A 14,321-nucleotide genomic window follows, 5' to 3' on the forward strand; every position below is an offset into this window, starting at 1 on the left:
CGGACCCGGTACGTCCTGGCGCAGGGTCTGGCCGCCCTGCCGGTCAGCCAGGGCTACCGCTTTCCACCGGTACCTCCGCACCGGAATGACCACCGGCGCGGTCTTCGATTGGAGTCCCCCGTGCTTGCTAAGAGATTCGCCGGGATAGCCGCGGCCGTGCTGGCCGCCTCGGGCATCGTCGCCCTGAGCTCCGGCGCCCCCGCCTCGGCGGCCGACTGCGGTTACCTGTTCGACGACTTCCACTACAGCTCGTCCTCAGACGCGGCGCTGACCGCGAACGGCTGGACGCCGCGCAGCTACCAGGGCGGGCCCGGTGTGGCCGGGGCGAACTGGTCGCCGGCCAACATCACCTTCCCCACCTCGAACGGCGACAAGGTCGCCCAGCTCACCGCGTACACCGACGGCACCGCGGCCGGGACCGGGCACGCCGAGCTCTACTCCACCCAGAAGCGGTACCTGGAGGGCACCTACGCCAGCCGGGTCCGGTTCAGCGACACACCCGTGTCCGGCAACGACGGCGACCACATCAACGAGACGTTCTTCACCATCAGCCCGCTGAACGGGGATCTCGACCCGACCTACAGCGAGCTGGACATCTCCGAGTACCTGCCGAACGGCGGCTGGGGCGAGACCGGGCCGATCAACTACCAGACGACCTGGTACACGTACCGGAACGAGCCCTGGTACGCGGACAACCTGCACTCCTCGCAGCGGTCCAGTCTGGACGGCTGGCACGACCTGGTCGCCCAGGTGGCGAACGGGCACGTCGTCTACTGGATCGACGGGGTACAGGTCGGCGACCACGGCGGGAAGTACTTCCCGCGGCAGACCATGACGATCAACTGGAACCTGTGGTTCATCGACCTGGCCACCCACACCGGCGGGAAGAGCACGTACAACCAGCAGGTCGACTGGGTGCTGTTCGCCAAGAACCAGGTGCTGTCGCCGGCCCAGGCCACCGCGCAGGCGGCCGGTTACCGCTCCGGCGGGACGGCGTTCCTGGACACCGTCGCCTCCAGCGGCACCTGCTCCAACCCCAGCACGCCGCCGGTGACCCCGTCCTCGACGCCGCCCTCGTCCCCGCCCACCTCGCAGCCGCCGGCCACCGGCTGCTCGAACGCGCCGGAGTGGCAGTTCAGCAGCGTCTACCTGGGCGGCAACCTGGTCAAGCACGAGAAGAGCAAGTACGGCGACCCGAACGGCCCGGCCTCCGGCCAGGGCAAGCACCTGTGGAAGGCGCGGTACTGGACGCAGGGCTCGGAGCCTGGCTGGACCGAGCAGTGGCAGGACCTCGGCCCCTGCTGATCCTCGTCGGAACCGGCGGGGCGCTTCTCCGGAGGCGCCCCGCCGTGCCGTGCCCGCGTGCCAACGTGCGGAGCACGGCGCCCGGGTTGAACCGATCGCGGCCGTCCGGCGTGGGCTGAGTCAGGGAGTCCAGTCCCACGCGGCGGGAGGTGAGGACCGTGCGGTTCGACCCGGAGGACGATCTGCGTGCCTTTCAGGCGCAGGTCGAGGAGCGTACCCAGCAGACACTCCGGTTCAGCGCCGAGCTCGAGGCGACCGAGGTGACCGAGCACGCCCCCGGCGGCGAGATGACCGTGCGGATCAACTCGGCCGGTGGGCTGGCGGGTCTGGAGTTCCACCCCGAGGCCGATCGCGTGTCCCGGCAGGAGCTGGCTCGCCTGGTGCTCGAGACGTCCCGGCGGGCGCAGGGGCGGCTCGCCGAGCGGGTCGGTGAGATGGTGCGGGCGGTCTACGGTTCGGACTCCGGGACGGCAGCGCTGATCAACGACGCGTACGCGCAGCGGTACCCGAGTGCCGCCGAGGACGAGGAGCGGCGCCGGTGAGCCTCGACATCCCGCCGGACGACGTGCGCCGGCACGCCCGCGACGTCGACGAGGTCGGCCGGATGCTCGACGAGGTGCGGGCGGCGGGCGCGCAGATCCGGACGTCGACCAGCGCTTATGGATACCTGATCGGGCCGCTGTTCACGACGCGGTACCTGAATCCGCACGGCGACGAGGCGATCGACGCGATGCGCAAGGCGGTCGACGGCATGCAGGCCCTCGCCGACGAACTGCGGGCCATGGCTGCCGTGTTCGAGGGGACCGACCGGGACGCGGCTACGCACCTGCGAGGGACACGATGAGTGACGCGGTCGCGATGTCGCGGGCCCCGCTGGCCGCGTCGGCGACGGACACCAAGTGGTTCGAGGGAGCCGGCGTCCTCGAGGCCGCGATGAGTGCCAAGGATGGCTTCACTCAGCGCGATTACCTCACCGGATTCGGCAATCTCGGTGTGGTCGGACTGAGCGCGCTCGGTGCCGTCATCGACCCGTTCCAGGCAGTCTTCGCGGCGGGCGTCGGCTGGCTCATGGAGCATCTCGACGTTCTGCGCCAGCCGTTGGACTGGCTGGCCGGCGACCCGAAGGAGATCGAGGGGCACGCCGCCAGTTGGCGCAACATGCAGGAGCGGGTCTATCAGACCGTGGACTTCTTCGCGCGTCAGGTGACCTCGAACACCGCGCCCTGGCAGGCGGAGGCCGTGACCGCCTACCGGGCGAAGGCGGCTGGTATGGCCGATGCGGTTCTCGCCATGGGTGAGGTAGCCAGCGCCATGGCGGAGGCGACGCTGATCGCCGGCGCGATCGTCGGCGTGGTGCGTAATACAGTCCGCGATCTCATTGCTGAAGTCGTGGGCGCGTCGATCTCGAAGGCCCTGCAGGCGCTGATGGTCGTGACGATTCCCAAGGTGATAGCCGAGGTGGCGCTGTTGGTCGCCGAATACACCGGCAGGATTACCAAGGTCCTGCAGCGGCTCACCGATGCCGTCGCCGAACTGGGCGGCCGGTTTTCCCGGGTGCTGGCGGCATGCGACCGGTTCAACAAATTCGTCGATGAGGCCATCTTCAGTTCGGTGTTCCTGAACTCGGCGAAGGTGGCTGAGGCCGACGGCTACATCGCGGACAGCGAAGGTGCGCGGGCTGCGTTCAAGGCGGCGTATCGAACCTTCGCTCAGACGGATGATGTCGTCTACGGTACGAAAGCGAGGATCGCGGTGGATGCGCTGCGCGAAGGCCTCCGGGGCAACAGCATCCAGAACGGTGGTGCTGCTGGAGACGCCCTGCGAAAAGGCGGACCCACACCGCCGGACATCGAGATTCCGCAATGATCGCGTGCAGAGGTGTGCGATGACAGAGGATCGGGCGGCTTATCGGAAACGTCGTCTGGCCGAGCTGATGGCTGAGGCCGAGGCTCGTCGCGCCAAGTCGCGGGCGGCGAGGGAGGGCGGCGACCGGAACGGTCCGGTCGTAGAGGTGCGGCGCGGTGCATGGGCCGGTGACCTTGTCGTCCTCGTGGTTCTTCTGTTCGTCTTGTTCGTCCTGCTCACCACAGCGATGACCGTCGAGCGTTTCAGCGGGCACGACTTCGCCGAGGCGAGACGGACGGGGGATGCGACCGTTGTGAGTTGTGCGCGCCGTGGGCCAGTCACCTTTAAGGGGTTCGGTTATTACGATGCGTGCACGGTATCGGTCAACTGGGGCTGGAACGGAACCCGATTGACGATCGACCAGCCAGGTTTCTTCAAGGGGGAGAAGCCCGGGGACACGTTCACGATCGGTGAGAACCAGAGCAGCAGGGGAACCATCGGCTTCTCGCGTCCCGTAGTCCCCTCTCGCGGTTGGGTCACCGCCGTCGCCATGGTCATCGCCTGCGTCGCCCTCATTCCGTTCTTCCTGCTGGTGCTGCTGCTGCGCGAATGGGGCCGGAGGCTGTTCGGCCGGCGTGGTTGACGGCAGTAGGGGCGCGCGACACACCATCTGGCGTTGCGTGGACGGTGTCGTGCCCATATATAGTCTCGATCGCAGCTGGTTCGGCCGCTCCCCGGGAGCGTCCGAGGCAAGAGGGAATCCGGTGTGAGACCGGGACTGCCCCGCAGCGGTGAGTGGGAACGACCGCCGTCATCGAGCACTGGACCGTGAGGTCTGGGAAGCGACGGCCAGTAGGTTCTTTCGAGAGCGCCCACGAGTCCGAAGACCTGCCAGCGCGCCGCACGCGACCGTGTGCGGCGGTCGAAGGCCGCGTGGGACGGCCGACGCCTTCGTTGCCGCCGTGCGCCCACGCGCCCGGCGGGCAGTGTGGTGTCTTCCCGCGCGCCGACTCGCGAGGGAAGAGGGCCATGACGCTCACGCCGGAGAGAAGCCCGGAAAAGAGCCCGGAGAACAGTCCGGAGAAGGGCCCGGAGAACAGTCCGGAAAAGAGCCCGGAGAGTAGCCCGGTAAAGAATCCGGAGAACAGCCCGGGAACGGGCCTGGACGCGAGCCCGCAGACGACAACCGTCCCGGGGCAGCGCCGGCAGGTCATGCGGGTGCGCAAGCGCAACGGCGAGCTGACGCCGGTCGACGTCAACCGGATCGTCGCGGCCGTGGAGCGCTGGATCACCGGGCTGGACGAGGTCGATCCGCTGCGCGTGGCGACCCGGACGATCAGCGGGCTCTACGACGGTGCCACCACCGAGGAGCTGGACAAACTCTCGATTCAGACGGCCGCTGAGCTGATCGGCGAGGAGCCGCAGTACTCCAGGCTGGCCGCCCGGCTGCTGATCGACCTGGTCACCCAGGAGGTCCGCGAGCACGGCGTCACCCGCTTCAGCGAGTCGATCGCGCTCGGCCACGAGCAGGGCCTGATCAGCGACGACACGCTGGCCTTCGTCACCAGGTTCCGGTCCGAACTGGACGCCGCGATCGATCCGGCCAACGACCTCCGGTTCGAGTATTTCGGCCTCCGCACGGTGGCCGACCGCTACCTCCTCAAGCACCCGACGAAGCGCACCCCGCTGGAGACCCCGCAGTACTGGCTGCTCCGCGTCGCCTGCGGCCTGTCCCGCACCCCGGACGAGGCGATCGGCTTCTATCGGCTGATCTCCAGCCTGGCCTATCTGCCCAGCTCACCGACCCTGTTCAACTCCGGCACCCGGCACACGCAGATGTCCTCGTGCTTCCTGGTCGACTCGCCCAAGGACGAGCTGGACTCGATCTACGAGCGGTACCACCAGGTCGCCAAGCTGTCGAAGTTCTCCGGGGGCATCGGCATCGCCTGGTCCCGGGTCCGCGGCCGGGGCGCGCTGATCCGCGGCACCAACGGCCGGTCGAACGGCATCGTCCCGTTCCTGAAGACGCTGGACGCCGGGGTCGCCGCGGTCAACCAGGGCGGCCGGCGCAAGGGTGCGGCCTGCGTCTACCTGGAGCCGTGGCACCCGGACATCGAGGAGTTCCTGGAGCTGCGCGACAACACCGGCGAGGACTCCCGGCGTACCCATAATCTGAATCTGGCCAACTGGATCCCGGACGAGTTCATGCGCCGGGTGGAGGCCGACGAGGACTGGCATCTCATCGACCCTTCGGACGCGCCGGAGCTGCCCGACCTGTTCGGCGAGGAGTTCACGGAGGCGTACCGGAAAGCCTCGGTGAAAGCGGTTAAAACGGTCAAGGCCCGGGACCTCTACGGGCGGATGATGCGGACGCTGGCGCAGACCGGCAACGGCTGGATGACCTTCAAGGACCGGTCGAACGCGCTCTCCAACCAGACCGGCGCGCCCGGCAACACCATCCACCTGTCCAACCTGTGCACCGAGATCCTCGAGGTGAACAGCGACGACGAGACGGCCGTCTGCAACCTCGGCTCGATCAACCTGGGCGCGCACACCACGGCCGACGGGGTGGACTGGGAGCGGCTGCGGGCGACCGTGCGCACCGCGGTGGTCTTCCTGGACCGGGTGATCGACATCAACTACTACCCGTCGGTGCAGGCCGCCGCGTCGAACCCGCGGTGGCGCCCGGTCGGGCTGGGGCTGATGGGGCTGCAGGACGCGTTCTTCACGCTGAAGCTGCCGTTCGACTCGGCCGCGGCCAAGGAGCTGTCCACCCGGGTGCAGGAGGAGATCCTGCTGACCGCGCTGGAGACGTCGGCCGGGCTGGCCGCCGAGTTCGGGCCGCACCCGGCGTACCCGCAGACCCGGGCCGCGGCCGGTCGCCTGCACCCCGAGCTGTGGGGCGCGCCGCTCGGCCAGCCGACCCGCTGGGCCGCGGTGAAGGAGCGGATCGCGGCGCACGGTCTCCGCAACTCGCTGCTGGTCGCGATCGCGCCGACCGCCACGATCGCGTCGATCGCCGGCTGCTACGAGTGCATCGAGCCGCAGGTCTCCAACCTGTTCAAGCGGGAAACCATGTCCGGCGAGTTCCTCCAGGTCAACACCTATCTGGTGGCCGAGCTGAAGGCGCGCGGCCGGTGGACGCCCGAGATCCGGGAGGCGATCAAACGGGCCGAGGGTTCGGTCCAGGACATCGCCGGCCTGCCGGCCGAGATCAAGGACCTTTTCCGTACGGCCTGGGAGCTGCCGCAGCGTGCGCTGATCGACCTGGCCGCCGCCCGGGCGCCGTTCATCGACCAGTCACAGTCGCTGAACCTGTTCCTGGCCGCGCCGACCATCGGCAAACTGTCGTCGATGTACCTCTACGCCTGGAAGTCCGGGCTGAAGACCAGCTATTACCTCCGCTCCCGCCCGGCGACGCGGATCCAGCAGGCCACCGTCTCGGTGATCCCGGCGCTCACCCCGGCCGAGGTCTGCTCCCTGGAAAACCCCGAATCGTGTGAGGCGTGCCAGTAATGTTGCTCGATCCCGGAATGGACCTGACCCTGCGGCCGATGAAGTATCCGCACTTCTTCGACCGGTTCAAGGACGCCATCAAGAACACCTGGACGGTCGAGGAGGTCGACCTGCACGGTGACCTGGCCGACCTGGCCACCCTGTCGGACGCGGAGAAGCACCTGGTCAGCCGGCTGGTGGCGTTCTTCGCCACCGGCGACACGATCGTCGCGAACAACCTGGTGCTCAACCTCTATCAGCACGTCAACTCCCCGGAGGGCCGGCTCTATCTGTCCCGGCAGCTGTTCGAGGAGGCGGTGCACGTCCAGTTCTACTTGAATCTGCTGGACACCTATGTGCCGGATCTGGACGAGCGCGCGGCCGCTTTCGCCGCCGTCGACAACATTCCGTCGATCGCGCGCAAGGCGGAGTTCTGTTTCAAATGGATCGACTCGATCTTCGAGCTGCGAGCCCTGTCCTCCAAGGCGGACCGGCGGGCGTTCCTGCTCAACGTGATCTGCTTCGCGGCGTGCATCGAGGGGCTGTTCTTCTACGGCGCCTTCGCCTACGTCTATTTCCTGCGGTCCCGCGGTTTGCTGCAGGGTCTGGCGTCCGGCACCAACTGGGTGTTCCGTGACGAGAGCATGCACATGGCGTTCGCTTTCGACGTGGTCGACCAGGTGCGCCGCGAGGAGCCGGACCTGTTCGACGCGGACATGGAGCAGCAGGTCCGGGAGATGCTCGCCGAGGCCGTGGAGTGCGAGGTGCAGTTCGCCGCCGACCTGCTGGAACAGGGGGTGAGCGGGATGTCGCTGGGCGACATGCGGGAGTACCTGCAGCACGTCGCCGACCGGCGCCTCCAGGCGCTGGGCATCGCGCCGGTCTACGGCAGCAAGAATCCGTTCGCGTTCATGGAGCTGCAGGACGTCCAGGAATTGTCGAACTTCTTCGAGCGCCGCGTCTCCGCCTACCAGGTGGGAGTTTCCGGCAGCGTCACCTTCGACGACGATTTTTAAATTCAGGACCTTCATATACGCAGGCCCAGCGGGGTGCGGATCGCATGCTCCCGCGCGGGCCGAGGGCGGAGATCTGGCCGCTGCGCGTCCACAACGATCTCCGCCCTCTTCATTGTCCGCGGGTGGTTGCGGAAAAGGAAAACCCGGGACCGGTCTCCGGTCCCGGGCTTCTTCTCAGGCGCGGCGGCGGCGCCGGGTCAGGGAGAAACCGAACAGGCCGGTCAGGGCGGCGAGGATGCCGCCGCCGGCGGTCCAGAACCAGCGGCCGGAGAAGTCCGGCAGCCAGTCCATGCTGAAGCTGCTCTCCTCGACCTCCGCGGACGGCGACGCCGACGGCGCCGGACCGGTCAGCACCGTGCCGGGCTGGTTGTTCGGAACCAGCGGCTTGGCCAGTTCGCCCTGGTCGGCGTCGAGGTCACCCTTCTCGGCGGTCAGCGTCAGGCGCACCTTGAGCGGCAGGCCGAGGTCCGCCTCCGGCACCTTGGTGCTGGACAGCCGCACGTAGTAGGTGCCCGGCAGCGGATCGCCGTCCTGCGGCTCGGCCCACGACCGGACCTGCCGGATCCGGCAGCCGAGCGTCACCTGCGCCGCGTCCCGGGCCGCCACCGGGCTCTGCTCGCCGGCCACGCAGGCCTGCCGGCGGCGCAACCCGTCGAAGACCTCGATGATCCACGACTCGTCGCCGGTGCGGCCGTCGGCGGGCAGGGTGACCGACGCGGCCAGGTCCGGGCGCTGGCCGGCCTCCGCGGTGAACTGCCAGTACAGGTAGTCGCCGGTGACCGCGCCGACCTCGACCGGCTGGTTCGCGGTGATCGCCACGGCGGTCAGGAACGAGGTCCCGGCGGTCTTCACCGGGGCGATCGGCTGCGGGTCGTCGGCGAACGCCGGCGCCGGCACGGCCGCGATGCCGAAGATCGCGGCACCGGCCAGCGCGAGGTGCTTGATCCTCATCAGTTCTCCCTCCAGGTGGCCACCCAGTACCGGGTGATCCAGCCGGCCAGCACGCCGGCGACCAGCCCGGCGATCGCCAGGACCAGCAGGAACAGGAAGCCGCGGCCGAGGCCGGGGGCGTCCGGCGCGTGCGACGCGTCGACCAGGTCGATGCTCAGCTCGACCGGCATGCCCGGCCCGGCCGCGGTCACGGCCGCCGCGAAGGAGTTGCTGACGATCAGGCACAGCTCGGTGGCGGAGTCGGCCGGCTCGTCCGCGTCGTCCGCGTCCGCCGCGTCGGCCGACGCCTTGGCGTCCGCCTTCTGCTCGTCGGCCGACCAGCGCAGACCTGCGGACAGCACGTCCGCGCGCCCGCTGCCCGCGTCCACGCCGCGGACCAGCTCCCGGCCGTCCCTGCTCGCGGCTTTCAGGAGCACCCCGTAGTCCGGGTTCAGCGCCCGGTCGAGCGAGATGCTCACCGAGGCCCGCAGCTCCTGGCCGGGCTGCACGGCCACCCGGTAGAAGCGGTGCTCGCTGATCTTCTCCCGGTCGGTGTAGACGCCCGGGGCGAGCAGCGGCGCGTTGGTGCAGTCGGCGGTGCCGGTGACCACGGCCGGCTGCACCGGCGGCGGCACCGCGGCCCGGTCGACCAGTTGCTGCACCCGGTCGGTCAGCTCCTCCTCGCTCTTCGCCGCGGCGTAGGTGCCGCCGGTCGCGGTGGAGATGCAGACCAGCTGCTTGCGGGTCTTCTCGTCAGGGGTCAGGCCGAGCGTGTCGACGACCAGGTGGGTGCCCTGTGCGGCCAGCTCGCGGGCCACCTCGCACGGGTCCGGCGGGGTGCAGGTGTCCTCGCCGTCGGTGATCAGGACGATCCGCCGTACCGAGCCGGTGTCGCCGAGGTCCTCGGCGGCCTTCTTCAGCGCCAGGCCGATCGGGGTGTACCCGGTCGGCTTCAGGGTGGCGATCGCGTTCTTGGCCTGGACCGCGTTGACCGGCCCGACCGGGACGATCTGCTGGGTGTCCTTGCAGGCGATCTTCTTGTTCTTGCCGGGATAGGTGGCGCCGAGCACCCGGATGCCGAGCTGCGTGTTCTCCGGCAGCGCGTCGACCACCTTGTTGAAGGCGCGCTTGGCCACCGCGATCCGGGTCTCGCCGTCGATGTCGGCGGCGCGCATCGAGCCGCTGACGTCGAGGACCAGCTCAACGCGGGGTGGTTCGGAGGTTTCGGTCTCGTCGGCGTACGCCGGGGCGGCGCCGAACAGGGTGGCGGCACCGATCAATCCAGTCGCCACCACTATGGACAGACTTTTGTGGATCACGCGCCAAGATCATAAACGTACGGGTCATCCATGATCGTCGGTGGGGGGACCGCCGGACCGGACCCTTGTGGGGCCCGGCCCGGGGACTTCAGCGCTTGTGGCGCGTGGTCATCGGCGCCCTGTGCCGCCGTGGCTCAGGCGCGACGGGCGTACGTGGTCACCTGTCGCCGGGCCAGGTCGTCCAGGATCTCGGCGGTGGCCGACGAGCCGAACCGGGTCACGCCGACCGCGGCCATCGCCAGCAGGGTGTCCAGGCTGCGGATCCCGCCGGACGCCTTGACCTGCACCTTTGGCGACACCGCCGAGCGCATCAGGGCCAGGTCGTCGATCGTCGCGCCGGTCGGAGCGAAGCCGGTCGAGGTCTTCACGAACGCCGCCCCGGCCCGCTCGGCCGCCCAGCACGCCGCCAGCTTCTCCTCGTCGGTCAGGTACGCCGTCTCCAGGATCACCTTGACGTGCGCCTCGCCGGCCGCCCGCACGATCTCCTTGATCTCGGTCTCCACCGCCGCGATGTCGCCCGAGCGCAGCCAGCCGATGTTGATCACCATGTCGATCTCGCTGGCGCCGCGGGCCACCGCCTGCTCGGTCTCGGCCACCTTCACCTCGGTGCTGGTGTCCCCGTGCGGGAAGCCGATCACGGTGCCCACCCGGACCTCGGTGCCGCGCAGCAGCTCGACCGCGTACGGCACGTCGGACGGGCGCACGCACACCGAGGCGACCTGGTATTTCGCCGCGACAGCACAGCCCGACCGCACGTCCTCGACGGTGAACTGCGGCTGGAGGATCGAGTGGTCGATCATGCGGGCGATCTGCGAGACGGTGAAGTCCATGGCACCGAACCGTACCTGTCTAGACAGCCACCTGTCTAGACAGGTTGGTGGGGTCGGTAGGGTGTGCGTCATGTCCGCCGGACCAGACTTCGCGCCGCGCTACTTCCGCATCGAGCAGGAACTCCGAGCGCGGATCGCCAAGGCGCGGCCACACGATCCGCTGCCCTCCGAGCCGGAGCTGGCCCGCGAGTTCGGGGTGAGCCGGATGACCGCCCGGGCCGCGGTCACCCAGCTGGTGAACGACGGGTTGGCGTACCGAGCGCCCGGCCGCGGCACGTTCGTGGCGGTGCCCACCGGGCCGCGCCGCGCGGACAACCTGATCCGGCTCAGCGAGGAGATCCGCAAGCAGGGCAAGGTCCCGTCGTCCCGGGTGGTCAGCGCCGAGCTGCGGCCGGCCACCGTGATCGAGGCCACCCGGCTGCGGCAGCGGGCCGGCGACGTGGTGGCGATCTACCGGGTCCGGCAGGCCGACGGCGACCCGTTCGCCTTCGAGCACGCCTGCTATCCGGGGGTGCTCAGCGCGCTGCTCGACTTCGACCTCTCCGGGTCGGTGCACGAGGCGCTGGTCGCGCTCGGCCGGGTGCCGACCCGCGGCACCTCGACGATCACCGCGCAGCCGGCGAACGAGGAGGACGCCAAGGAGCTGGGCGTGCCGGTCGGCAGCGCGCTGCTGGTCGAGGAGCGGCTGATCCTGGACCAGGAGGGCCGTCCGCTGGAGCTGAGCGAGTCCCGTTACGACGGCACCAAGTACCGCCTGGACGTCGCCTTCGGCGTCGAGCCCCACCAGTAAACCGGTCGGCCGCCCGACGTGGCCTGACCCGGCCCGACCCGGCCCGACGCCGCGCGGCCTGACCCGGCCCGGCGCGGCCTGACCCGGCCCGGCCCGACGCGGCGCGGCCTGACCCGGCCCGGCCCGACGCGGCCTGACCCGGCCCGACGCGGCGCGGCCTGACCCGGCCCGGCCCGACGCGGCGCGGCCTGGCCTGGCTCGGCGCGGCCTGGCTCGACCCGGTCCGGGTGGCGTCGTCTCGGTGCCGCACCAGTAAATCGGTCGGCCGCCCGGCCTCGTTCCGGGTAGCGTCGTCGCCGTGCCGAACCAGTTCTACCTCTGAGCTTCCCCGAGCCGGCCCGCTGAGCGCATCGCGCCGCGGGTGGCTCGCCGCTGTCCATCCGCAGCCCTCAGCTCAGGGGAAGAATCGGCATGCCTGTCACCATCACTCTGCCCGCGCGCGCCCGCGCCCAACTCGTCGCCACCGGAATCCGCGCCGACCGCGCCGGTCTGTCCAATCTGGCTCTCACCGTCTCGCCCGGCTCCCGCTGGGGGATCGTCGGCGAGAACGGCCGCGGCAAGACCACCCTGCTACGGGTGCTCAGCGGCACCCTGCCCCCGGACGCCGGCGAGGTCCGGCTCACCGGCACCCTCGGTGTCGCCGACCAGGAACTCTCCTTCGCCCCGGGCGAAACGGTCGGCACCCTGATCGAGGCCGCGCTCGCTGACGCCCGTGCTGCGCTGTTCGCCCTCGACGAGGCAGCTCAGGCGCTCGCCGGCGCCTATTCCGACCCGGGCCACGATCACGTCGGGTCGTTCACCCGCGATCGGTCCGGCGCGGGCGACGGTGATGCCGGGTCGTTCACCCGCGATCGATCCGGCGCGGACGGTGGTTATGCCGGGTCGCTGGCCGGTGATCGGTCCAGTGCAACCGATGGTTATGCCGGGCCGTTCGCCGGCGGTCTCTCCGGTGCGGGTGACGATTACGCCCGGGCGCTTGACGCGGTCGAGCTGCTCGACGCCTGGGATGCCGATCGCCGGATCGACCTCGCGCTGGAGCAGCTCGGCGCGGTCACCGACCGGGACCGGCTGTTGGCCACGCTCTCGGTCGGTCAGCGCTACCGGGTCCGGCTGGCCTGCCTGCTCGGCGCCACCCACGACTTCCTGCTGCTCGACGAGCCGACCAACCACCTGGATGCCGACGGCCTCGACTTCCTCACCGCCCGGCTGCGGTCACATCCCGGCGGGGTGGTCCTGGTCAGCCACGACCGAGCGCTGCTGCGTGACGTGACCACCACGATCCTGGACCTGGACCCCACAGTGGACGGGCGCCCGGCTGTCTACGGTGGCGGCTATCCCGGCTACCAGGCCGGCCGGGCCGCCGCATTGGCCCGCTGGGAGCAAACCTACGAGCAGCAGACCGCGACGGCGAAACGTCTCGCCGAGGAGCTGACCGGCGCGCAGGACCGCCTGGTCACCGGCTGGCGCCCGGACAAGGGGACCGGCCGGCACAAGCGGGCCACCCGCGCACCGGGCCTGGTCCGCTCGGTGCACCGCCGCCAGGACGAACTGCTCCGCCACGCGGTCACCGCCCCGCAGCCCCCGGGCCGCTTCCGGATGCCTTCGCTGCCGGCGATCCCCGGCCGCGCTTTGCTGACCGCCGACCGTCTCCAGCTGACCGGCCGCCTCCGAACCCCGGTGACCCTGACCCTCAATTCCGGCTCCCGCCTGCTGATAACGGGCCCGAACGGCACCGGCAAGTCAACCCTGCTATCCCTCCTGGCAGGCCTACTGACCCCAACCGCCGGCGCCGCAACCCACCCCACCGATATCCGAATCGCCCTCCTCACCCAGGAATCTCCGTCAGACACGCCGTCCGAAAAGTCCCGATCAGCCATGCTGTCCGAGGACTCCCGGCTGGCCACGTCGGCCACGGACTCCCGGCTGGTCACGTCGGCCGAGGGCTCCTGGTTGGCCGCGTCGGCCACGGACTCCCGGCTGGTCACGTCGGCCGAGGGCTCCTGGCTGGCCGCGTCGGCCGAGGACTCCCGGCTGGTCACGTCGGCCGAGGGCTCCTGGTTGGCCGCGTCGGCCGAGGGCTCCCGGTTGGCCGCGTCGTCCGAGGACTCCCGGGTGGTCACATCGGCCGAGGACTCCCGGCTGGTCATGTCGTCCGAGAAGTCTCAGTCAGTCTCGTCGTCCGAGGCCTCTGGGCCGATCACTTCGTCCGAGGTGAACGCCACCGGGCATCGATCCGCAGGCAATTCCCACCGGGCGTCGGCGAACCGCTCCGGCGATCCGACCTCCCTGGCACCGATCGAACTCGGACTGCTGACCGCAAGTGATCTCGACCGCCCGGCCCACCGGCTGTCGATGGGCCAGCGGCGGCGGCTGGACCTGGCGTCGCTGCTCGCCGCCGAGCCCCACGTGCTGCTGCTCGACGAACCCACCAATCACTTGTCGATCACCCTGGTCGACGAACTGACCGAAGCCCTCCTGCACACCCCCGCGGCAGTCGTCGTCGCCACCCACGACCGCCAGCTGCTCAAGGACCTGAGCTCCTGGCCCCAACTGAACCTGGCCTGACCCCCGCAGCAACCAACGGCGGCCCCGCTCCGCGCCCGCCGATTCGACCGACATGTCCGCTGGCCGAGCCGAACACCGCTATGCGCCCGTCGGCCCGGCCAACGGAATGTTGGTCTGTCAGCGGGATGTCGGTCCGGTCAACGGGATGCTGGTCCGTCAGCGGGATGTTGGTCTGTCAGCGGGATGTCGGTCCGGTCAACGGGATGCTGGTCCGTCAGCGGGATGT

12 protein-coding genes and 1 riboswitch are annotated in these 14,321 nt (G+C 69.9%); of the genes, 9 read left to right on the forward strand and 3 right to left on the reverse strand.

Features of this window, described 5'->3' with window-relative positions; all coding sequences use genetic code 11:
* The first annotated feature begins 120 nt into the window (after positions 1–120).
* The 7 genes from BJY16_RS10740 to BJY16_RS10770 all read left to right on the forward strand — a co-directional run bounded on the left by BJY16_RS10740 (position 121) and on the right by BJY16_RS10770 (position 7,661).
* Positions 121–1,305 (forward strand): glycosyl hydrolase, encoded by a 1,185-nt coding sequence (locus BJY16_RS10740; RefSeq protein ID WP_185039228.1) that lies wholly within the window; start codon positions 121–123, stop codon positions 1,303–1,305.
* Between the two features lie 158 nt (positions 1,306–1,463).
* Positions 1,464–1,847, forward strand: a complete 384-nt coding sequence (locus BJY16_RS10745) for a YbaB/EbfC family nucleoid-associated protein (protein WP_185039231.1) — start codon at positions 1,464–1,466, stop codon at positions 1,845–1,847.
* Positions 1,844–2,149 carry a type VII secretion target gene (locus tag BJY16_RS10750; RefSeq protein ID WP_185039233.1) on the forward strand — a complete coding sequence of 102 codons (306 nt, stop codon included), beginning with the start codon at positions 1,844–1,846 and terminating at the stop codon, positions 2,147–2,149. Before BJY16_RS10745 ends, BJY16_RS10750 begins: the two co-directional genes overlap by 4 nt.
* Positions 2,146–3,171: a hypothetical protein gene (locus BJY16_RS10755; RefSeq protein WP_185039235.1), complete on the forward strand. Its 1,026-nt coding sequence runs from the start codon at positions 2,146–2,148 to the stop codon at positions 3,169–3,171. Before BJY16_RS10750 ends, BJY16_RS10755 begins: the two co-directional genes overlap by 4 nt.
* Positions 3,172–3,190: 19 nt before the next feature.
* Entirely contained in the window at positions 3,191–3,793 is a 603-nt protein-coding gene (locus tag BJY16_RS10760) for a DUF6346 domain-containing protein (RefSeq protein ID WP_185039237.1), read from the forward strand.
* A gap of 59 nt (positions 3,794–3,852) precedes the next feature.
* Positions 3,853–4,060, forward strand: a riboswitch (cobalamin riboswitch).
* Positions 4,061–4,362: 302 nt separating this feature from the next.
* Positions 4,363–6,666 (forward strand): ribonucleoside-diphosphate reductase subunit alpha, encoded by a 2,304-nt coding sequence (locus tag BJY16_RS10765; protein WP_185046386.1) that lies wholly within the window; start codon positions 4,363–4,365, stop codon positions 6,664–6,666.
* Positions 6,666–7,661 carry a ribonucleotide-diphosphate reductase subunit beta gene (locus BJY16_RS10770; RefSeq protein ID WP_185046387.1) on the forward strand — a complete coding sequence of 332 codons (996 nt, stop codon included), beginning with the start codon at positions 6,666–6,668 and terminating at the stop codon, positions 7,659–7,661. Before BJY16_RS10765 ends, BJY16_RS10770 begins: the two co-directional genes overlap by 1 nt.
* 174 nt (positions 7,662–7,835) lie before the next feature.
* Here BJY16_RS10770 and BJY16_RS10775 read toward each other — a convergent pair whose 3' ends face one another.
* The 3 genes from BJY16_RS10775 to deoC form a co-directional block, all read right to left on the reverse strand.
* Complete coding sequence (locus tag BJY16_RS10775; protein ID WP_185039239.1) at positions 7,836–8,612, reverse strand: peptidase; 777 nt, start codon at positions 8,610–8,612, stop codon at positions 7,836–7,838.
* Positions 8,612–9,907, reverse strand: a complete 1,296-nt coding sequence (locus tag BJY16_RS10780; RefSeq protein ID WP_373873474.1) for a VWA domain-containing protein — start codon at positions 9,905–9,907, stop codon at positions 8,612–8,614. The genes BJY16_RS10775 and BJY16_RS10780 overlap by 1 nt, the downstream gene beginning before the upstream one ends.
* A gap of 137 nt (positions 9,908–10,044) precedes the next feature.
* Positions 10,045–10,740 carry a deoxyribose-phosphate aldolase gene (deoC, locus tag BJY16_RS10785; RefSeq protein ID WP_185039243.1) on the reverse strand — a complete coding sequence of 232 codons (696 nt, stop codon included), beginning with the start codon at positions 10,738–10,740 and terminating at the stop codon, positions 10,045–10,047.
* 70 nt (positions 10,741–10,810) lie between these two features.
* Between deoC and BJY16_RS10790 the strand changes: the two genes are divergently transcribed.
* Both BJY16_RS10790 and BJY16_RS10795 read left to right on the forward strand, forming a co-directional pair.
* Entirely contained in the window at positions 10,811–11,530 is a 720-nt protein-coding gene (locus BJY16_RS10790; RefSeq protein ID WP_185039245.1) for a GntR family transcriptional regulator, read from the forward strand.
* A 411-nt stretch (positions 11,531–11,941) separates the two neighbouring features.
* On the forward strand, positions 11,942–14,095 hold the full coding sequence (locus BJY16_RS10795) for an ATP-binding cassette domain-containing protein (protein ID WP_185039247.1): 2,154 nt from the start codon (positions 11,942–11,944) through the stop codon (positions 14,093–14,095).
* Positions 14,096–14,321: the final 226 nt, after the last annotated feature.

The organism is Actinoplanes octamycinicus, from assembly GCF_014205225.1.
Taxonomy (GTDB): Bacteria; Actinomycetota; Actinomycetes; order Mycobacteriales; family Micromonosporaceae; genus Actinoplanes; species Actinoplanes octamycinicus.